Source organism: Spongiactinospora sp. 9N601, assembly GCF_044326295.1.
Lineage (GTDB): Bacteria > Actinomycetota > Actinomycetes > Streptosporangiales > Streptosporangiaceae > Spongiactinospora > Spongiactinospora gelatinilytica.
In genome coordinates, this window is sequence record NZ_JBIRBB010000002.1 from 136,696 (window position 1) to 155,472 (window position 18,777).

At 69.1% G+C, this 18,777-nt stretch carries 23 protein-coding genes and 1 tRNA gene; 18 read left to right on the plus strand and 6 right to left on the minus strand.

Translation table 11 applies throughout. From position 1 onward, the window contains the following. Window positions 1–75: 75 nt before the first annotated feature. The 3 genes from ACH34R_RS04085 (at window position 76) to ACH34R_RS04095 (ending at window position 1,754) form a co-directional block, all read left to right on the plus strand. A complete protein-coding gene (locus ACH34R_RS04085) occupies window positions 76–780 on the plus strand; it encodes a class I SAM-dependent methyltransferase (RefSeq protein ID WP_397559938.1) in 705 nt (234 codons plus the stop codon). A 297-nt stretch (window positions 781–1,077) separates the two neighbouring features. Further along, complete coding sequence (locus ACH34R_RS04090; RefSeq protein ID WP_397559939.1) at window positions 1,078–1,392, plus strand: SAV_915 family protein; 315 nt, start codon at window positions 1,078–1,080, stop codon at window positions 1,390–1,392. Further along, window positions 1,329–1,754 carry a DUF4259 domain-containing protein gene (locus ACH34R_RS04095; RefSeq protein WP_397559940.1) on the plus strand — a complete coding sequence of 142 codons (426 nt, stop codon included), beginning with the start codon at window positions 1,329–1,331 and terminating at the stop codon, window positions 1,752–1,754. The genes ACH34R_RS04090 and ACH34R_RS04095 overlap by 64 nt, the downstream gene beginning before the upstream one ends. Here the strand turns inward: ACH34R_RS04095 and ACH34R_RS04100 are convergent. Together ACH34R_RS04100 and ACH34R_RS04105 are read right to left on the minus strand one after the other, a co-directional pair. Beyond that, window positions 1,735–2,268, minus strand: coding sequence for a flavoprotein (locus ACH34R_RS04100; protein WP_397559941.1), 534 nt, complete (start codon window positions 2,266–2,268; stop codon window positions 1,735–1,737). The two genes, ACH34R_RS04095 and ACH34R_RS04100, sit on opposite strands and share 20 nt — an antisense overlap. After that, window positions 2,259–3,632, minus strand: coding sequence for an XRE family transcriptional regulator (locus ACH34R_RS04105; protein WP_397559942.1), 1,374 nt, complete (start codon window positions 3,630–3,632; stop codon window positions 2,259–2,261). Before ACH34R_RS04105 ends, ACH34R_RS04100 begins: the two co-directional genes overlap by 10 nt. Before the next feature lie 166 nt (window positions 3,633–3,798). Here ACH34R_RS04105 and ACH34R_RS04110 point away from each other — a divergent pair, with 166 nt between their 5' ends. Together ACH34R_RS04110 and ACH34R_RS04115 are read left to right on the plus strand one after the other, a co-directional pair. Continuing rightward, on the plus strand, window positions 3,799–4,095 hold the full coding sequence (locus tag ACH34R_RS04110) for a hypothetical protein (RefSeq protein ID WP_397559943.1): 297 nt from the start codon (window positions 3,799–3,801) through the stop codon (window positions 4,093–4,095). Between the two features lie 535 nt (window positions 4,096–4,630). Further along, complete coding sequence (locus ACH34R_RS04115) at window positions 4,631–4,840, plus strand: hypothetical protein (protein ID WP_397559944.1); 210 nt, start codon at window positions 4,631–4,633, stop codon at window positions 4,838–4,840. 535 nt (window positions 4,841–5,375) lie between these two features. On the opposite strand, the gene ACH34R_RS04120 is transcribed toward ACH34R_RS04115, so the two are convergent. After that, window positions 5,376–5,449 (minus strand) — tRNA-Gly (locus tag ACH34R_RS04120). 90 nt (window positions 5,450–5,539) lie between these two features. Here ACH34R_RS04120 and dcd point away from each other — a divergent pair. The 3 genes from dcd (at window position 5,540) to ACH34R_RS04135 (ending at window position 7,982) form a co-directional block, all read left to right on the plus strand. Then, window positions 5,540–6,115: a dCTP deaminase gene (dcd, locus tag ACH34R_RS04125; protein WP_111169726.1), complete on the plus strand. Its 576-nt coding sequence runs from the start codon at window positions 5,540–5,542 to the stop codon at window positions 6,113–6,115. A gap of 241 nt (window positions 6,116–6,356) precedes the next feature. Continuing rightward, window positions 6,357–6,974, plus strand: a complete 618-nt coding sequence (locus ACH34R_RS04130; RefSeq protein ID WP_113979052.1) for a DUF47 domain-containing protein — start codon at window positions 6,357–6,359, stop codon at window positions 6,972–6,974. A 9-nt stretch (window positions 6,975–6,983) separates the two neighbouring features. After that, the gene (locus tag ACH34R_RS04135) at window positions 6,984–7,982 is read left to right on the plus strand and encodes an anion permease (protein ID WP_397559945.1); all 999 of its coding nucleotides are present in this window, start codon (window positions 6,984–6,986) and stop codon (window positions 7,980–7,982) included. Window positions 7,983–7,993: 11 nt separating this feature from the next. Here ACH34R_RS04135 and mshD read toward each other — a convergent pair whose 3' ends face one another. After that, on the minus strand, window positions 7,994–8,896 hold the full coding sequence (gene mshD, locus ACH34R_RS04140; protein WP_397559946.1) for a mycothiol synthase: 903 nt from the start codon (window positions 8,894–8,896) through the stop codon (window positions 7,994–7,996). Between the two features lie 104 nt (window positions 8,897–9,000). On the opposite strand from mshD, the gene ACH34R_RS04145 reads away from it, so the two are divergent. Next, window positions 9,001–10,719, plus strand: a complete 1,719-nt coding sequence (locus ACH34R_RS04145; RefSeq protein WP_397559947.1) for a bifunctional metallophosphatase/5'-nucleotidase — start codon at window positions 9,001–9,003, stop codon at window positions 10,717–10,719. Between the two features lie 9 nt (window positions 10,720–10,728). On the opposite strand, the gene ACH34R_RS04150 is transcribed toward ACH34R_RS04145, so the two are convergent. Next, on the minus strand, window positions 10,729–11,445 hold the full coding sequence (locus ACH34R_RS04150) for a winged-helix domain-containing protein (protein ID WP_397559948.1): 717 nt from the start codon (window positions 11,443–11,445) through the stop codon (window positions 10,729–10,731). 140 nt (window positions 11,446–11,585) lie between these two features. Between ACH34R_RS04150 and ACH34R_RS04155 the strand changes: the two genes are divergently transcribed. From ACH34R_RS04155 to ACH34R_RS04195, 9 genes are all read left to right on the plus strand, one after another. Next, window positions 11,586–11,837 (plus strand): MoaD/ThiS family protein, encoded by a 252-nt coding sequence (locus ACH34R_RS04155; protein WP_397559949.1) that lies wholly within the window; start codon window positions 11,586–11,588, stop codon window positions 11,835–11,837. A 59-nt stretch (window positions 11,838–11,896) separates the two neighbouring features. Further along, window positions 11,897–12,580 carry a DUF2993 domain-containing protein gene (locus ACH34R_RS04160; protein WP_111169719.1) on the plus strand — a complete coding sequence of 228 codons (684 nt, stop codon included), beginning with the start codon at window positions 11,897–11,899 and terminating at the stop codon, window positions 12,578–12,580. Beyond that, entirely contained in the window at window positions 12,561–13,160 is a 600-nt protein-coding gene (locus ACH34R_RS04165; RefSeq protein ID WP_111169718.1) for a sigma-70 family RNA polymerase sigma factor, read from the plus strand. The genes ACH34R_RS04160 and ACH34R_RS04165 overlap by 20 nt, the downstream gene beginning before the upstream one ends. Beyond that, window positions 13,157–13,927, plus strand: a complete 771-nt coding sequence (locus ACH34R_RS04170; RefSeq protein WP_397559950.1) for an anti-sigma factor family protein — start codon at window positions 13,157–13,159, stop codon at window positions 13,925–13,927. The genes ACH34R_RS04165 and ACH34R_RS04170 overlap by 4 nt, the downstream gene beginning before the upstream one ends. Window positions 13,928–14,069: 142 nt before the next feature. After that, entirely contained in the window at window positions 14,070–14,408 is a 339-nt protein-coding gene (locus ACH34R_RS04175) for a TlpA family protein disulfide reductase (protein ID WP_397560452.1), read from the plus strand. A gap of 233 nt (window positions 14,409–14,641) precedes the next feature. Next, window positions 14,642–15,043 carry a DUF4395 domain-containing protein gene (locus ACH34R_RS04180; RefSeq protein WP_397559951.1) on the plus strand — a complete coding sequence of 134 codons (402 nt, stop codon included), beginning with the start codon at window positions 14,642–14,644 and terminating at the stop codon, window positions 15,041–15,043. A gap of 13 nt (window positions 15,044–15,056) precedes the next feature. Further along, complete coding sequence (locus ACH34R_RS04185) at window positions 15,057–15,896, plus strand: sulfurtransferase (protein WP_397559952.1); 840 nt, start codon at window positions 15,057–15,059, stop codon at window positions 15,894–15,896. Next, complete coding sequence (locus tag ACH34R_RS04190) at window positions 15,893–16,195, plus strand: DUF1416 domain-containing protein (RefSeq protein WP_111169713.1); 303 nt, start codon at window positions 15,893–15,895, stop codon at window positions 16,193–16,195. Before ACH34R_RS04185 ends, ACH34R_RS04190 begins: the two co-directional genes overlap by 4 nt. Before the next feature lie 172 nt (window positions 16,196–16,367). Beyond that, window positions 16,368–17,708 carry a hypothetical protein gene (locus tag ACH34R_RS04195; RefSeq protein WP_397559953.1) on the plus strand — a complete coding sequence of 447 codons (1,341 nt, stop codon included), beginning with the start codon at window positions 16,368–16,370 and terminating at the stop codon, window positions 17,706–17,708. Here the strand turns inward: ACH34R_RS04195 and ACH34R_RS04200 are convergent. Further along, on the minus strand, window positions 17,681–18,217 hold the full coding sequence (locus ACH34R_RS04200; protein WP_397559954.1) for a hypothetical protein: 537 nt from the start codon (window positions 18,215–18,217) through the stop codon (window positions 17,681–17,683). The genes ACH34R_RS04195 and ACH34R_RS04200 overlap by 28 nt on opposite strands. Window positions 18,218–18,777 lie beyond the last annotated feature (560 nt).

Consider the following 18,777-nt stretch of genomic DNA (forward strand, 5'->3'; position numbering starts at 1 on the left):
ACCCCCGTACGGCCCCCTCCGAAAGTCGGGTTCTCGGGCGTCGAATTGGGTGGATGCGCAGTAGTGTGGCGCGCCATGACCGACTTCATCTCCCTTCCCTTCTATGACCTGCTCCATGAGAACGCGCACGTCCCGGCGGTCCGCGAGAAGCTGCCACCGCTGCTCACCGGCGTGCGGCGGAGCATCCTGGAGATCGGGGCGGGGTCCGGTCTGATCACCACCACCCTGGCCGACCGCACCCCCGCCGAGATCTTCGCCCTGGAGCCCTCGGCCGGCATGCGCGGCATCCTGCTCTCCCGCCTGACCGGCCGCCCCGAACTTCTGAAGCGGGTGACCGTGCTGCCGTACGACGCCATGAGCCTGGACCTGGCCGAGCCGGTCGAGGCCATCGTCATGATCAACGTCATGTACGCGATGAAGCCGGAGTACCGCAGGCGGCTCTGGCCGGTGCTCGCGGGCGCGCTGGAACCGGGCGGCCTGCTCGTCTTCACCTGGCGCGACGGTGACCTCCCGGCCCCGCACCCCCTCAAGGAGATCGACTCCCGTCAGGTGGGCCGGCACACCTACGCGTCCTTCGCGGAGGTCATCGAGTCGGGGGAGGGGTGGATCAGGTACCGCACGGTCTATCGGGTCATCGCGGACGGCAAGGTCATCGACGAGGAGGACATCGTCGGCAACGCCTACCGCCCGAGCTGGAACGTCCTGGAGCCCGAACTCACCGCCGCCGGCTTCACCCGGTCCGACGCCCCCGACGGCCTCCTCGCCTGGCGCCGAGCCTAAAGCCCCACCACAGCGAAAAACCTCATCATTTACGCCATAGCCATCGATTATCCCGGACTTTGCGATTTACCGTCCGGGCGAAGAAGTAAATGCCTATCGTGAGCCCCGGAGGCGGCGAATACGGCCGCCCTGGCAGGCAGACCCACCGTCGCTGTTCCCTCGCCGCCTCCATTGGCGGCATGTCAACATCGCGTAAGTACTCCCGGGCTCCCCGTCCAGATCGCGTAGGAACGGGGCCGACGTCGTTCCAACGGGCCTAACGTCACGGTTGCACGCCTTGTCCAAGGAGGAAATCCGATGCCTGCCCAACCGTTTTACGTGCCCATACGCGCCGGGCGGGTCGCCGCGGCGCTCCGGCTGTTCCGTACCGCGGCGGGCGAGCGGACCGCGGTGGCCTTCTCCTCGCCCGCCCTGCTGGCGAAGGTACTCGGCGGCGAGCAGAGCTGGATCCGGCTCAGCGAGCCCGCCCTACGCCGTATGCTCGACGGACTCGACATCGCCGGCATCGTCATCGACCCCGCGGGCTGCGAAAGAATGGTGGGATCTGGATGGGTACCTGGGACGTGGGACCGTTCGACAATGACACTGCCGCCGATTGGTGCGGCGACCTGAACGACGCCGCACCGGCCGAACGGCTCGACATGATCCGCCGAGCCCTGGCCGACGCCGCGAACGCGGACGGCTACCTGGACAGCAGGGAAGCCTGCGCGGCGATAGCCGCCGCCGCCATCGTCGCCGCCCAACGCCCCGGCGGCCCTGAGATCGACGACGTGTACGGCCCCGACTTCCTGACCGGCGGCGCCCCCATCGACCTTCCCACCGACCTCGCCCCGCTCGCCGTCCGCGCCATCGACCGCATCCTCGGCGACGACTCCGAATGGCGCGACCTCTGGGAAGACAGCGGCGCCCTCCCCAAGGCCCAAGCCGCCCTCGCCCCAATACGCGCGGCCCTCCTCACCCATCCAGCCCCTTGAGCGCCAGCCCCCACGGATAACCCTCGAACCGCTGATTACCCGCCCCCACCGGATGCGGCTCGAACCCACCCGCCCCAAGCAGCACCCGGACACCCTCGCCACGTAAATCAGCCACACTACGGCGAAACGGAGCACGGGAGGCAAGCGCTGCATTGACAAAGGGCAGGACGACCACGGGAATACCCAAACCCGGCGCCTCGGAAAGCACCCCCAGGGCATAGTTGTCGGCTATTCCCCGGGCGAACTTGTTGATGGTATTGAACGTGGCCGGAGCCACGATGACGGCGTCCGCCCGAGGACTCCTCGGCTCCCCGGCCCCCCGATACCGACTGCGAACCGCCCGGCCGGTCTGCCTCTCCAAAGCCTCGGCGTCGATGAACCCGAGCGCGGAAGGCGTGGCGATGACCTGAACCGCCCACCCGTCCTCCTGCGCCATACCCACCAGCCGCCCGACCTCCCCAGCAGGCCCGGCCCCGCACACAACGATGTACAGAACCGCCCGATTCACACCCACACTCCCATCGCAGCGGCATACTCCCGGGCTTCGCGCCCGACACCGGCCGGGGCCGTCGTACCGATGTCATGCAGCAAGCGCCGCCCGCCGGGCCGGCCGGTGACCTCCTCGGGCGCGATGTCGGCGGCGGCCCGCAGTACATGCAGCGCTCGATCGTGCTTCCCGCACATCAGCAACGCACGAGATGTATCAAGGAACAGCACGCCCTTGCGTTCGTTGATCGGGAGAGCCCGGATGTCCACTTCCCGGGCGTACCCGATCGCGGTACCCGCGTCGCCCAGCCGCAGGGCGACGCTCACCCGATGGCAGAGCACATTGCCCGGACCAAAGGCGGTCCACATGTGGTTCCCCTCGTGCCCGAGCCTGCGGCCCGCGTCGGCCGCCTCGTCAAGGAACTCCACGGCGGTATGCCGATCACCCCCCTTGGCGGCGGCGACGGCCCCGCGCAGGAGCAGCGACCCATAGATCGACAACTCGTCCGCGGACGCGTCGGTACGCAGTTCGGTACCCATACGGTGAGCGGCTGCACGGACGAAATCAGTGGCGGCACGATGCCGCCCGCCGTCCATCAGGGCGTGTACGACGATACGCGAGCTGGAACCGATCACGAGCGGGCTCTGACTCGCCTCGGCGGCCCGCACACTGCGATCGGCGGCCAGCCAGGCCATTCCCTTGTCTTCCTGTTTGAACAGAATGGACGCGGTGACATGGTGCGCCTCGGCGGACAACGCGTGGACTCGTAGCCGCGCATCGCCCTCCGATGTCACGCACGCCGCCTGAAGATCGCGCAACAGGCCCGGCAGTACCGCGACCACCGCGCCGTAGCGGCAGGCTTGGTAATCCCTTTTGGCGGTAGCGACGGCCTGGGTGAGCAGGCCGAGCCGGACCGGACGATCAGTATGTGAAAAACGGCCGACCAGGGCCATGGCCAGATCGTCGGTGGCGTCGTCGCCCGGCTCATCAAGAGCCGCCGAGAACAGGACGCCCCCGGTTAGCCCGACGAACTCACGGCGTCGCACGTCGTCCTCTCCCCGGCTCGGGGGATCAGTCGCTGATGTCTTGTTCACGAGGGTATCAATGGAAATCGGGGGAAGCTCAGGACATGCCTTGATGCCCCGCCTTGTCGGGGTGAACCCCAGATCCTCGGGAGCGAGTCGAGTCAGTTCGGTCAGAGCCAGCCGGTACGGCTCCCGAGGCCAGGACACTTCCCCTGTCTCCCACCGACGGATACGTTCCTCATCGCAGACAAGGCCGTACTTGATGCCGCTGTGGGTGAGGTTGACCATCTTTGCCATTTCGCCCCGTGACAAGTCTGCCTTGATGCGCCACTCCCAAAACCGGGCATTCTGCTGTTCTGCTGCCATCAGCGCCCTTCTTTCCGCCTGGAGGATCGAAAAGGGTTAAGAGGGGGTCTTCTCAGGGGGGTTCGTGGCCGTGCATTGCCGATGAAGTTGTCATCGACCGACCACGTTACGTCACCTGGGCGCTCGACGCAGAGAGCGCCGGCGAATCAAGAAAGCGCGATGAGCCATGAACTCAGAAATGTCCGCGCGGCTGACCGCCGTCGCACTGGGAGCCCGGCACGTCGAGGATGAAGCGGACAAGCTGACCCTGCTGCGGGACGCGCTGCTTCGCCGCGCGATACAGGGCGAGTTGCGGACCGACGGCCCCGCATTGCTCATCCGGCGGCGGATGCCGGGCATGCCGGTGTGGGTCATCGTCGGGTACGGCGGCGCATACTACTCCTGGCAGTCGGCCGAACGGCGGCATCCCGCCGATGATGTGGAGGGAGCCGCCGCGGCCCTCGCCCGTTACGTCGAGGGATGACCGCTCACCGGCCTGCGGTTCGGCGGGGTGGTCATGGGAGCTCTTCCCACAGGGCGAGCCATTGGTCGATTTCGGCGATGATCGTCGGCTCGGTCAGATGAGGGCGGAGCGTTTTCGCCGGACTCAGTATGTTCCTGCAACGGCGTAGCGACCGCTGGACTTCGGCCCTACTACGGGAACAATCTTGCGTTGGGAACATACGGATGCGCTTCACCTTCGAGCTGCGCCCACCCGCGTACCCCCGCCCACGAGTTGATCAAATTTCCACCTCAGGCCACCTCAGGCCACCTGCGGCCCTGTGGATCGCGCGGCGATCATCTCGGAGCCGGAGTGGCCCCGCCGGAGGCGTAAAGAGGTTGGCCGGTCAGAGGGCTTGCATGGAGCATGAGCTATGGGGTTGTTCAACACGGTGAGGTTGCCCGAGCCGCTCACTTGCCCGAGCTGCGGTGTAGCTGGTACCTGGACTGCGCAGTTCTGGTTCGGGGCGACAGACCTCATTGACTATGAGGTGGGTCAGCATCTGATCTAGGAGTACATGCGGGCTGTGGAGGGTGAACGCGGCCATCACCGTGTGCTTGCTCAGGGCGTCCTGGAGGGATGTAGGCATTGCGGCACGTACGACTTCGGCGACAGCCTGTGGGAGATGGTCGTCATTGAGATTGTCGATGACGTGATCGTGTCAGTAGTGCAGGACACCAGCGGTGAAGGTTGGTGGGCACAAAGCTGGCGAGTGCTTGAGGAATAGGGCAGTGCTGAGTCGAGCGCGGCCCGCGTGGCGGCGCTTGTGCCGCCCTTGACCGGGAAGCCGGGACCGTTCGCGTCCGCTTGGCTTTCGTCGAACGGTCAACGGGGGAGATGGTGCTCGGCCGCCGAAGTCGCGAGCTGGTCGGCGCGTTGCGGCATTCCCCAAGCGATCATCCCGGTTCTCGCCGAACGCCTGGAGACCTATGTCAAGCCGGAGGGAGACGCATTGATCCTCTCGGGGGCTCAAGGGCGGCCCGCTGCGCTGGAGCGGCTCCGACAAGGTGACCGGTTGGTCGTACGTGGTTCGTGATCTACGTTACTGGGCGGCGTGCTGGTCGCCGCGTCAGGAGTCGGGCTCGGGGACCTGATGGCGGTGCTGGTTCATGTGGGGGCCGTCGGCGTGTGGCAGAGGGAGGCGGTGGCGCAGGCGTCGGGCGGAGCCCGACACAAATAGGAACAGTCCGAGCGGAGCGAGGGCCGTTGGGGGCACAGCGGCATGGGCTGTGGGGAAGGTGCTGTCCCTGTTGAGAGGGGTTTGGAGCGGGTGACGGGAATCGAACCCGCGCTGTCAGCTTGGGAAGCTGAAGTTCTACCATTGAACTACACCCGCGTGCGTTGAGGCGCGAGACCACTCTAGCGGAAAGCGTGGGTGGTTCGAGCCATTGTCCGGCTGGGGGGTGGAGCCGGTAGGTTGCCTCACGTGCTGCTTTCCGATCGTGACATTCTCGCGGAGATCGAAACCGGGCGGGTCGGGCTGGATCCGTTCGAGCCGGCGATGATCCAGCCGTCCAGCATCGATGTGCGGCTCGATCGTTACTTCCGGGTGTTCGAGAACCACCGTTATCCGCACATCGATCCCGCTGTCGAACAGCCCGATCTGACGCGGATGGTGGAGCCGGAGGGGGACGAGCCGTTCATTCTGCATCCAGGGGAGTTCGTGCTGGCGAGCAGCTATGAGGTGATCCGCCTGCCGGACGACATCGCGTCGCGGCTGGAGGGGAAGTCCAGTCTGGGGCGGCTGGGGCTGGTGACGCACTCCACGGCCGGGTTCATCGATCCGGGGTTCGAGGGGCACGTGACGCTGGAGTTGTCCAACCTGGCGACGCTGCCGATCAAACTGTGGCCGGGGATGAAGATCGGGCAGTTGTGCATGTTCCGGCTCAGCTCGCCGGCCGAGCATCCGTACGGCTCGGCGAAGTACGGCTCCCGGTACCAGGGCCAGCGCGGCCCGACTCCGTCGCGCTCGTACCTGAACTTCCACAGGACGCGGATCTAGACACGGGCACCCGCTACCGACCAGACGCGGTCACCAGGCCATAGGATGCCTACGGGTCGGCAAAAAGCCATCAAAGTCCAGCAAAACGGGCGAAGGCCAAGAGCCTCCCAATGTTGGTGTCAGGGATCACAACGGGGGTAGCCAGAGCTAGAAGACCGGGTGACAAGCGGGTGAAGTTCGCATATCCGCTGGTTACCCGTACTCTTCTCTGCGGACCATCCCCGCACATCTGGAGAACGACGTGCGCCTGCGTCTCACGCCCCGTGAGGACAGTTACTACGACCTGTTCGCGGACTCGGCGAACAACCTGGTCACCGCGTCCCGCCTGTTGGTCGAGATCATCGGCGACGGGTCGGATCGGCAGGCCCTCGCCGAGAAGATGCGTGCCTGCGAACATGCGGGCGACGATCGCACCCACGCGATCATGAAGCGGCTCAATGAGAGCTTCATCACGCCCTTCGACCGCGAGGACATCTACCGCCTCGCCTCGAACCTCGACGACGTGATGGACTACATGGAGGCCGCCGCCGATCTGATCGTGCTGTACAAGATCGACCATCTGCCCAAGGAGGTCATCCGGCAGGTCGAGGTGCTGGAGCGCGGCGCCGAGCTGACCGCCGAGGCGATGCCCCGGCTGCGTTCGATGAAGAACCTCAACGAGTACTGGATCGAGATCAACCGGCTGGAGAACCAGGCCGACCAGATCTACCGCAGGTTGCTCGCCAAGCTGTTCGGCGGGGAGTACGACGCGCTCACGGTGCTCAAGATGAAGGAGGTCATCGACCAACTGGAGATGGCCGCCGACGCGTTCGAGCACGTCGCCAACACCATCGAGTCGATCGCCGTCAAGGAAAGCTAGTAAGGCACAGTGGAGCTAGCACTCGTCATCGGCGTCATCGTCGTGGCGTTGGTCTTCGACTACACCAACGGCTTCCACGACGCGGCGAACGCGATCGCGACGTCGGTGTCAACGCGCGCCCTGACCCCCAGGGCCGCGCTGTTCATGGCCGCGGCGATGAACTTCCTCGGGGCGCATCTCGGCACGGCCGTCGCCGACACCGTGGGCAAAGGGATCATCGATCCGCCCGCGGGGGCGCACGGGCTGGTGGTCGTCGGATCCGGACTGGTCGGCGCGATCACCTGGAACCTCATCACCTGGTACTTCGGACTCCCATCGTCCAGCAGCCATGCCCTGATCGGCGGGCTGATGGGCTCGGCGCTCGCCGCATCCGCGGTCGTGCACTGGGACGGTGTGCTCGCGAAGGTGGTGGTGCCTATGATCCTGTCTCCGCTCATCGGCTTCTCGCTCGGCGCGATCATCATGATAGCGATCTTCTGGATCTTCCGTCGCACACAGCCGGGAAAGGCCAACCGCGGTTTCCGCTACGCGCAGACCGTGTCGGCCGCCGCGATGGCGCTCGGCCACGGCCTCCAGGACGCCCAGAAGACGATGGGCGTGATCTTCCTGGCGCTGGTGGTCGGCGGCCACGCGACCACCGAGGACCCGATCCCGCAGTGGGTCATCCTGGCCGCGGCGGGGGCGATCTCGCTCGGGACGTACGCGGGCGGCTGGCGGATCATGCGTACGCTGGGCCGCCGCATCATCGCCCTGGACCCGCCACAGGGCTTCGCCGCCGAGTCGGCCGCGGCCGGCGTGCTCTACAGCGCGGCGATGGCCTTCGGCGCGCCCATCTCCACCACGCACACCATCACCAGCGCGATCATGGGCGTGGGCGCGACCAAGCGCCTGTCGGCGGTGCGCTGGGGGGTGGCGGGCAACATCATCACCGCGTGGGTCCTCACGATCCCGGCCGCCGGGCTGGTCGCCGCGCTGAGCTATCTGGCCTTCCACTGGCTCCTGGAGTAACGGAACCGGGCTCAGCCCTTCTGGTACATCACGTCGGTGTCCCAGCGGGCGAACCCCAGCCGCTCGTACACCCTGATCGCCGCCTGGTTGGCCTCGTCCACGTACAGCATCACCTGGGCGAGGCCGCGGTCGCGCAGGTGGTGCAGCCCGGCCAGGGTGAGCGTGCGGCCGAGCCCGCCGCCCTGCCGGGACGGGTCCACCCCGACCACGTACACTTCCCCAAGCGGCCCGTGCTCCTCCCCGGCGTGGACCTTGGTCCAGTGGAAGCCCACCAGTGCGCCGTCCCGCTCGGCCAGGAAGAACCCCGCCGGGTCGAACCACTCCTCCTGCTCGCGCAGCTTGAGGTCGTCCAGCGTCCAGGCGCCCTGCTCGGGGTGGTCGGCGAAGGCGCGGGCGTTCAGCCCGATCCACTCCTGTTCGTCCTGTCCAGGGACGAACGTGCGCAGCCGTACGCCCGCCGGCGGCCGGAAGTCCGGCAGCGGTTCGGTCAGCGACCGCCGCATCCGCCACAGCGAGCGGGCCCGGGTGAGGCCCGCCGACGCGGCCAGCCGCCCGGCCGCGGGCAGGTCGCCGTGCGCCCACAGCCGCAGCCGGCCGCCCGCCTCGGCGAGCACGGCGGCCAGCAGCGCCCCGCCATACCCCCGGCCGCGCCACGCCGGGTGCACCACCAGTTCGCCGCTGGAGCCCTCGGCGTCGTCCGCCGGGTCGAGATGGGCGAACCCGGCCACCGAGCCGTCCGGCGCGCGCAGCAGCACGGCCCTGGCCCGCTCTTCGCCGCCGTGCAGCAGATGCAGCATGACGTGCTCGTTCAGCGGCCGTACACCGTCGGCCGCGGTGGCCGCGTCCACGAGGGCCAGCACTCCGGCGGTGTCCTCTTCGTCGAGCCCGCCCCGCGTTTCGACCTGCGCATCCATGGCTGAAGCCTAGATCCAGCGGCAAAAGACGCCATCTTCCGGGGGGTTGATTCGTTACCTCTAGGACATTCGCCGCATAGATCGTCGGCTTACTGTCAGGGGCCATGACGTCACGTTCCAAAGTGCGGTGGGCCGCGGCGGCCGGGTTCTCGGCCGCGGTCTGCATGGCGCTCGCGCTGGGCGGCCCGGTCCCCGCCGCCGCGGCGGGCAAGGCGGCCCAGGCCGGCCAGGCGGCCGGCAAGGCGAGGACCGTCCCGGTACGGCTGATCGCCGTCAACGACTTCCACGGCAACCTGGAGCCGCCCACCGGCTCCGGCGGCCGGATCGTCAACGAGGCCGGCCAGACGGTGGACGCCGGCGGCGCCGCCTACCTGGCCACCCACATCAAGGCGCTGGCCAACCGGGACAGCACCGTGGTGGCCGCGGGCGACCTGATCGGCGCGACCCCGCTCATCTCCGCCGCCTACCACGACGAGCCGACCGTCGAACTGCTCGGCAAGCTGGGCCTTTCGGTGTCGTCGGTGGGCAACCACGAGTTCGACGAGGGCTACCGCGAACTGCTGCGGATCTCGCACGGCGGCTGCCACCCCACCGACGGCTGCTCGCCCGCGGGCAAGTGGCGCGGGGCCCGCTACGACTACCTGGGCGCGAACGTGCGCTTCAAGAAGGCCCCTGCCCTCCCGGCGCTGGCCCCGTTCTCGATCGAGAAGATCAACGGAGTCAAGGTCGGCTTCATCGGGCTGGTCACCAAGACCACTCCCTCCATCGTGACGGCCGAGGGGATCAAGGACCTGACCTTCGCCGACGAGGTGGAGTCGGCCAACCGCACGTCGCGGGCGCTGCGGCTGCTCGGCGTACGCGCGCAGGTCCTACTCGTCCACGAGGGCGACCAGGTCACCCCCAACCAGAGCCCGGACGCCTGCCCGGTGATCGTCGGCGCGGGCAGCCGGATCGCCTCGGGGGTGAGCCCCGAGGTGGACATGGTGGTCATGGGGCACTCCCACCAGGCGTACGTCTGCAAGATCAAGGACCCGGCTGGCGCCGACCGCCACGTCAGCCAGGGCTCGTCGTTCGGCCGGGTGCTCACCACGCTGGACTTCAAGGTGGACACCCGCACCAAGGACGTCGTGCGTTCCACCGTCGCGGTGGACAACCACGTCGTCACCCGTGACGTACCGGCCGACCCGGAGATCGAGCGGTTCGTGCGTACCTGGAAGGATCGGGTCTCGGAGGTCGCCAACCGGCAGGTCGGGACCATCACCGCCGACCTGACCCGCACGCCGGGCCCGTCAGGGGAGTCCCCGCTGGGCGACCTGATCGCCGACGCCCAGCTCGCCGCGACCAAGTCCGGCGGCAACGCCGAGATCGCGCTGATGAACCCGGGCGGCATCCGCGCCGACCTCACCCACGCCCCCGACGGCGTGGTGACGTACGGCGAGGTGTTCACCGTCCAGCCGTTCAACAACCTGATGCAGGTCGTCACGCTGACCGGGGCCCGGCTCGACGCGCTGCTCGAACAGCAGTACCAGGTCAACCGGGTGCTCCAGCCGTCCGCGTCGCTGACCTACACCGTCAGCGCCTCGGCGCCGGTCGGCTCGAAGGTCTCCGGCATCAAGGTCAACGGGACGCCGGTCACCGAGACCCAGCAGATCAGGGTGGCCGCCAACAACTTCCTCGTGGGCGGCGGCGACGGTTTCTCGGTCTTCACCGAGGGGACCGACGTGTGGAGCGGCCCGCTGGACATCGACGCGCTGGTGAGCCACTTCACCGCGAACTCCCCGGTCTCGCCCCCGGCGACCGACCGGATCACCGTGGTCCCGTAGCCCGAAGGCTCAGTGGTGGGCGGGCTCGCGCTCCTCGGCGTGCTGCTCGCCCCCACGATCGGGCACGAACCGGTAGCCCACGTTGCGGACGGTGCCGATCAGCGACTCGTGCTCGGCGCCCAGCTTGGCGCGCAGCCGCCGGACATGGACGTCGACCGTGCGGGTGCCGCCGAAGTAGTCGTAACCCCAGACCTCCTGCAGCAACTGTGCGCGGGTGAAGACCCTGCCGGGGTGCTGGGCCAGGTACTTCAGCAGCTCGAACTCCTTGAACGTGAGGTCGAGCGCCCGGCCGCGCAACCGGGCGGTGTAGGTGGCCTCGTCGATGCTCAGGTCGCCGCTGCGGATCTCGTCGGGCACCTCTTCGGCGGCGGCGACCGACCGCCGGCCGATGGCCATCCGCAGCCGGGCCTCGACCTCGGCCGGGCCGGCGGTGTCCAGCAGCACGTCGTCGGCGCCCCACTCGGCGCTCATCGCGGCGAGGCCGCCCTCGGTGACGATCACCAGCAGCGGGCAGTCGATCCCGGTGGTCCGCAGCACCCGGCACAGGCTCTTGGCCTGGACCAGCTCGCGCCGCGCGTCGACCAGCACGGCGTCGGACGGCGGCGCGTCGAGCAGCGCCGACGCCTCGGCGGGCGCGACGCGCACGGAGTGGAGCAGCAGGCCGAGCGCGGGCAGCACCTCGGCGGACGGCTCCAGGGCGTTGGTGAGCAGGAGCAGATTGCTCAACAGGCTCCGCCTCCTTCCGGCCTGGACGGCCGGACGGCCCGCCACGCGGGCGGCCCGTCCCATGTAGTGAGGATAACGGACCGGTATCGGGTGCCCGCGCTATGGTCATAACCAGTGGGGCGAGAAGGGACGAAAGGCCGATGGCGACGGGAACGATCCGCTACTGGGCCGCGGCGAAGGAGGCGGCGGGAATCGCCGAGGAGCCGTTCGAGGCGGCCACGCTCGGCGAACTGCTCGCCGAGGTCACCCGCAGCCGCGGCGAGCTGGCGAAGGTGATCCGTAGGTCGTCGTTCCTGGTGGACGGAGACCCGGTCGGCAGGCGCGACCACGCCACGGTGGAATTGCGGCGAGGATCGACGGTAGAGGTACTTCCGCCCTTTGCTGGCGGTTGATCCTTGGCTTCCGTAGTGTTCGGGTCAGCCGCAGGAGTCGCGCCCATCGAAGGAGAGCGATGCGCAAGCTGGTCGTCTTCTTGATCGTGCTGGCCGTCGTGCTGGGTGTGGTGGACCGCGTGTCCGTGGCGGGGGTGGAGCGCGAGATCGCCAAGCAGGTGGCCGCACAGTACAAGTTGAGCACCCAGCCCACCGTGACGATCAACGGCATCCCGTTCCTGACCCAGGCGGTCGCCGGGCGCTACGACGAGATCAACCTCCAGATCGGCTCGCTGACCCGCAAGGGCGTACGGCTTTCCGGCGTGACCGCCACTCTTTACGGCGTGTCCGCCCCGCTGCTCGACCTCATCCAGAGCCCGTCCGGCGCGGAGATCACCGCGGAGCGGGTCACCGGGACGGTGACCGTGCCGCTGGCGGTGATCGAGCAGCGCGCCCCCAAGGGCGTCAAGCTGTCCGGCGACGGCGGTACCCTCAAGATCGCGGGCGAGATCAACCTGCGCGGGGTGCCGGTTCCGGTCTCGGCCGACCTGAAGGTGGACGTGGTCAAGGGCGGCGTACGGCTGGCGCCGGTCAAGGTGGTCGTGGCGGGCGGCATTCCGGTTCCGCCGGAGGCGACGCGATCGATGACGTACACGATCCCGGTACAGGGCCTTCCGCTCGGCCTGAAGGTGACGGCCGTGGAAATAGTCCCGGAAGGACTGCGAGTGACCGGTGAGGCGAACGATGTTCCGCTTCGGGCATGACCGCCGGGGGCGGGAGCGGCGGCCGTCCGGTGAACCGCGCCTGCGCGCCGTACGTGATGAGGGTGTGAGTCCAGTCGCGGGTACCGCCGACGAGGAGCTGATCAGGGCCCTCTTCGACGAGCATGGCGGGCCGTTGTACGGCTACGCCCTGCGGCTGACCGGTGATCCAGGACGTGCGGAGGATGTCGTGCAGGAGACGCTGCTGCGGGCGTGGCGGCATCCCGACGCGCTTTCCGGCCGGCCGGTGCGCGCGTGGCTGTTCACGGTGGCCCGCAACCTCGTCGTCGACCAGCACCGGGCGCGCAAGTCGCGCCCGCAGGAGACGGGGGACGAGGCGCTGGCCGTGCTCCCCGCCGAGGACGAGCTGGAGCGCGCGGTGGAGTCGTGGGCCGTGGCCGAGGCGCTGGGGGCGCTGCGGCCGGAGCATCGCGAGGTACTGATGGAGGTCTACTACCGGGGGCGTTCGGTGAAGGAGGCGGCGCAGGAGCTGGGCATTCCGGCCGGCACCGTGAAGTCGCGCTCCTACTACGCCCTGCGGGCGCTGAAGCTGGCGCTCGAAGAGCGGGGGCTCGCGCCATGATGCGGTGTGAGGAGGTACGCCTGTCGCTCGGCGCGCACGCGCTGCGGGCACTGGACGCCGACGAGGCGGTGGTCGTCGAGGCGCACCTTGCCGAATGCGGCGAGTGCCGCGCCGAGTACGACGAGCTGGTGGGGGTCACCGCCTTCCTGGGGCGGGTCTCCGCAGGCGACGTCGCCCAGGCGGTGCGTCCGCCGCGGGCCGTGCTGGACCGCATGCTCGACGCGGGGGTCCGGCGGCGGCGCAGGTCGCGCGTGCTGCTCGCGGCGGCGGCAGCGGCCGTGGTGGTGGCCGGCGGCGGGGTCGTGGTGACCACCATCACCAACACGGCGACCACACAGGAGGCCACCTCCCTGAGCGCACGGGACAGCGGGGCCGAGGAGGTGCCAGGGGAGGCCGCCAGCGATGCCGTCGTGCCGAAGGCCGCGCCCGACGACTCGGCCGCGCTGGCACAGCAGGTGCCCGCCCTGACGATGCGCGGCAAGGACGGCAAGATCAGCGGCCAGGTGCGGGTCTTCGCCGAGGAGAACGGCAGCCGGGTCGAGGTCAGCCTGGACGGTATGCCGCCGGGCGCGCGCTGCGACCTGATCGCGGTCGGCGCGGACGACACCAAGAAGGTCGCCGGCGGCGCCATCGCGGCCGAGGCACGGTACACCAGCGAGGCCGACTACTCCTTCACCGGCAACACCAGCCTCACTCCCAGCGAGATCGAGCGGTTCGAGGTCGTGGACGCGGCCGGGCGGCTGCTGCTGACCCTGGAAGGGCCGTGACCCGGTTTTTCGACCCGGTATAGGGGAAGATTTCCGGGCATCGCCGGGTTGCACTCGTGCGATGGAAGGGTTGCTCGTGGCATTGGCGACCCTCGCCGCGGCGACCGTCTTCGGCTTCGCCTGGAGGCTGCGCCAGGGCCGGATGGCCGATCGGGGAGGGCCCGTGCTGACCGCCGATGACATCGGTGCCGAGCTGGGCGAGCGTGCGACGCTCGTGCAGTTCTCCACCGCGTTCTGCCAGCCGTGCCGGGCCACCAGGCGCGTCCTCGCCGAGGTGACGGCCATGGTGCCGGGCGTGCGGCATGTCGAGATCGACGCGGAGTCGCGGCTGGAGCTGGTGCGGGAGCTGGGCGTGCTGCGCACGCCGACCGTGCTCGTCCTGGACGCCGCGGGGACGATCGTACGGCGGGCCGCCGGCCTGCCCAGAAAGGCCGACGTGATCGCGGCGCTGGGTCTCGCGGTGGACAACGGAAGATCGTGAAATGCCGTACCTTAGCGGCTTTCCTACATCGGCGTCTCAAAAACCGGACGGGGGATGTGACAGACGGCGTCACGGCGGGTAGTGTCGTCACCGTGCTTCCGAGGACAGAGCTGCTTACCAAGCGACGGGCGGTCGATTTCTGCCGCGTCACTACTGAGCTCTGTCCCGCTTCCTGAACGGGCGATCTGGCGGCCTATGCCGCACTTGTTCGACACCATCAGGAGCACCCCGCGATGCAGGTTGATCCCCGAGCCCTTCGATTCTCAGCGGCGATCACTACTTCGGTTCTCGCGCTCGTCCTCGTGACGGGCAACGTCTGGCTGCTCGGCGCGCAGGCGCTGTTGTTCGCGCTGGGCGTGGCCGGGGTATCACCCTTCCGGCCGGTCTTCCAACGGCTCGTCAAGAGCCCGCCGAAGGAGCTGGAGGACGCCGCGCCGCCGAGATTCGCGCAAGCCGTGGGGTTGGTCTTCGCCGTCGTGGGAATCGTCGGGTATGTCGTGCAGGTCACGCCGCTGGCCGTCGGCGCGACCGCCGTCGCCCTTTTCGCCGCATTTCTCAATGCCGCTTTCGGCTTCTGCCTCGGCTGCGAGATGTATCTGATCATTCGCCGTCTGACCCCTGCCGCAACCCGATGAACCGGAGGAATTCATGAGCCGCGCCGCGTCCCTGGTGGATGCCGAGTGGGTCGAGGCCAACCTCGACACCCCTGGTGTCGTACTCGTCGAGGTCGACGAGGACACCAGCGCCTATGACAAGGGCCACATCCGTGGCGCTGTCAAGATCGACTGGAGGAACGACCTCCAGGACCCGGTCCGCCGCGACTTCGTCGACAAGGCCGGGTTCGAGGCCCTGCTTTCGGCGCGCGGCATCGCCAACGACGACACCGTCGTCCTGTACGGCGGTAACAACAACTGGTTCGCCGCCTACGCCTACTGGTACTTCAAGCTGTACGGCCACGGCGACGTGAAGCTGCTCGACGGCGGGCGCAAGAAGTGGGAGCTCGACTCCCGCGAGCTGGTCACCGACGTGGTCGAGCGGCCGGCGACCAGCTACACCGCCCATGAGCAGGACACCGCCATCCGTGCCTTCCGCGACGACACCGTCAACGCGATCGGCAAGCTCAACCTGGTGGACGTCCGCTCGCCCGACGAGTTCTCCGGCAAGCTGCTGGCCCCCGCCCACCTGCCGCAGGAGCAGGCGCAGCGGGGCGGGCACGTGCCGACCGCCCGGAACATCCCGTGGTCGAAGGCCGCCAACGACGACGGCACCTTCCGCTCCGACGACGAGCTGCGCAAGCTGTACGGCGAGGCGGGGGTCGACTTCGCCAAGGACACCATCGCCTACTGCCGCATCGGGGAGCGCTCGGCGCACACCTGGTTCGTGCTGCACGAGCTGCTGGAGCAGCCCAACGTCAAGAACTACGACGGATCCTGGACCGAATACGGCTCGCTCGTGGGCGTGCCGATCGAGCTTGGAGAAGCGCGATGACCTTCGCCGACGGGTGCGCCGCACCCGAACAGACCGCAGAACTGCCCGCCGGGGTCGACCTGTCGACCCAGGCCGTGATCCAGGGCGTGGTGTCCGGCGCCTCGACCGCCTACGCCCGCCTCCTCGACTCCTCCGGTGAGTTCACCGGCGAGGTCGTGGTGTCCGACGAGGGAGTGTTCCGCTTCTTCGCCGCGCCGGGTGACTGGACCGTCCGCATCATCGCGGGCGGCGGGGTCACCAAGGACGTCGCCGTGCAGGCCAGGCGCGGCGAGGTGGCCAAGCTCCAGGTCGCCGTCTGAGCCCGGCCATCTGAAGCACGCCATCTGAGCACGACCGTTCATCGGGGTGCGAGCGCCGGTCCTCCGGGCAGGGGGGCCGGTGCTCTGGCTTTGTGGCGGTTTGTGTGGGTTTGCGGTCCGGTCTTCATGGACCTGCCCGCATGGCCGTGACGGGATCGATACGATGCCCTGGATGTCTGGTACGTCTGGATTGGCTGCTCCGCCGCGCCCCGCCCCGCAACGAGCGAGAACGCGGGCCGTCCCCTCGCCCTACTCCCTCCCCGCCCACACCGCGCGCCTCGCCGCGACCTGCGGGGTGGGGCTGCTGCTGTGGTACCTCGGCGGCCAGGTGGCCAGATACGCCCTGCTCTACATCGGCACCGAGATCTCGCACGGCGACCACCGCGAGGTCCGCCTGGTGCTCACCATGCTGATCTTCACCATCATCGTGGCGTTGCAGATGGTGGTCACGGTGGGCATGCTGCACACGCTGCGCGGCGCGCTGGCCGAGATCCGCGCCAGGCGCGCCGAGGGCGGCGGTGACGAGCGCTTCCTGGTGGCCTTGGACCGTGTCGCACCCGCGTTCGCGGTCATCTACCTGACCTGGGGCTTCTTCTCCGACGACGCGCGCGACTTCGTGGCGCTGGACGAGATGCACCGCATCGGCGAGCCGTTCAACGCCTACTTCGAGGGCCGGGAGAGTACGGCCGGCCGGGGCCTGCTGGACCTGGACGTACGGGTCTCGCTGGGCGTCATGATCGTCGCCTGGGTGGTCCGGCTGATCTTCAGCCGCCGCTACGACAACGGGGAAGGGTCCTTCTCCGGGTCCGTGGCCGCGTTCGCCGAGCTGGCCTTCGCCTTCTTCGGGCTGAACGCGACGCTGACCATCGCCAACGAACGCTCGGACTGGATGTACCACCGTTCGGCGGTGGCGGGCACCCGGGACATGATCACGCAGGCGGAGGAGAAGATCCCCGGCTGGCAGGCGTTCTGGGGGTTCGTGGGCGAGGTCTGGCCGTACATCGTGGACGCCATGGTCCTCCCGCTCACCTGGCTGGCCGTCGGCATCCTCGTCTTCGGCGCGGACATCAACGACACCAGGGCGGCGATCAGGGGCACCCGCGTGGAAGGCGTCGCGGGCCGCTACGACCAGACGCACAACCTCACCAGGCAGGCCATCACCAAGATCACCGGTGGGCTCCAGGACCGCTGGATCCCGATCGCGCACGCCCTGCGGCTCACCGTCCGCGGCGGCGCGCCGCTGTTCGGCCTGTTCTGCCTGTGCTACGTCGGGCTTCGGTTCCTGGTGGACCACGGCGTACGCGGCGTGCAGCACCTGATCGGCTCCACCGAGCCGTACTTCTGGCAGGTCCTCGCCTGGCCGGTGTTCCTGCTCGCCGAGCTGCTCATCACCGTGCTCACCATGTGCCTGCTCGCCGCGACCTTCGACATCGCCTCGACCCGGGCGCGGGCCCTCGGCCTGGACCGCGGCGAGGCGGCCGACGATCAGCGGCCGAACTCGAACACGTCGTAGGTCTCCTGCTGCCCCTGGGCGGCCTTCCTGATGTCGGTCTCGGAAGTGTGGCGGTAGGCGTTGGGCTTCAGCCGTACGCGCACCCGGTCGGCCACCGCCGTCGGCACGATGCCGAGCCAGGTGTAGCCGTACGGCGTGCGCAGCTTGTGCTCGGCCACGTCGGTCGGGACGTTGTTCTCAAGGTCCACGACCTGCCAGCTTCTGCCGTCGTCGTCGGTCAGCTCCACCTCGGGCTTGGTGTCGCGCAGCGCCCCGTCCTGGTTCAGCGCGACCCTCGTGGCGCTGACCTTCATCCAGGTCCGCTCGGGCGGGAGGGGTTTGGTGCCCTTCGGCGGGGGAGTCCGTTGCACGGCGACCTGCCAGGAGACGTTCAGGAAGGTCAGCGGCTTGCCCGCGGGCACGGTGTGGACGACGTCCCGGTCGAAGTTCTCCACATGGACCAGGTAGCGGTCCACGGTCGGCGCCCCGAACGCGAGCACGGCGAGCGCGCCCAGCGCGGCTACGCGCAACCCGGCCCGCTTCGAGCGGGGGGTTCGCGGCGGGGTCGTGTCATCGCGGGAGGCTTGGAAAGGGTCGTCCTGCTCGGGCCCCGGCGGTACGGCGGGCGGCCACACCTGCTCATGCCGCCGCGCCTGCGCCGGCTCCGGCGGTGGCCCCGTCCGCCGTCGCCGCCCCCGCCGCCCGCCCTGCTCGGCAGGCGGCTCAGGCTCAGGCTCGGGCTCAGGCCGCGCGGCCTGCGGGGGACCGCCGGACGGCGGGCCAGGGGGGCCCTGCGGACGCCCGGCGGGCGGCCAGGCATGATCCGTGGCCGGGCGCTGGTGTCCCCCAGGTGGCCGGACGTGGTCCGTGGGCGGTCGCCGGGGCCCCGCAGGCGCTTGGGGGTGTCCCGCGGCCTGGCCGGTGGGCGGCCGGGGGTGACCGCCGGGCGGTCGGGTGTGGTCCGTGGGCGGCCGGGGGTGCCCCGGGGCCTGGCCGGTGGGGGGATTGGGGCCTGGTGGGGTGGGGGGCCGGGTGCCGAACCAGTCGTCGGGGCCGGACGGCCGCTGCGGGCGCCGGGGGTCTTGCGGAT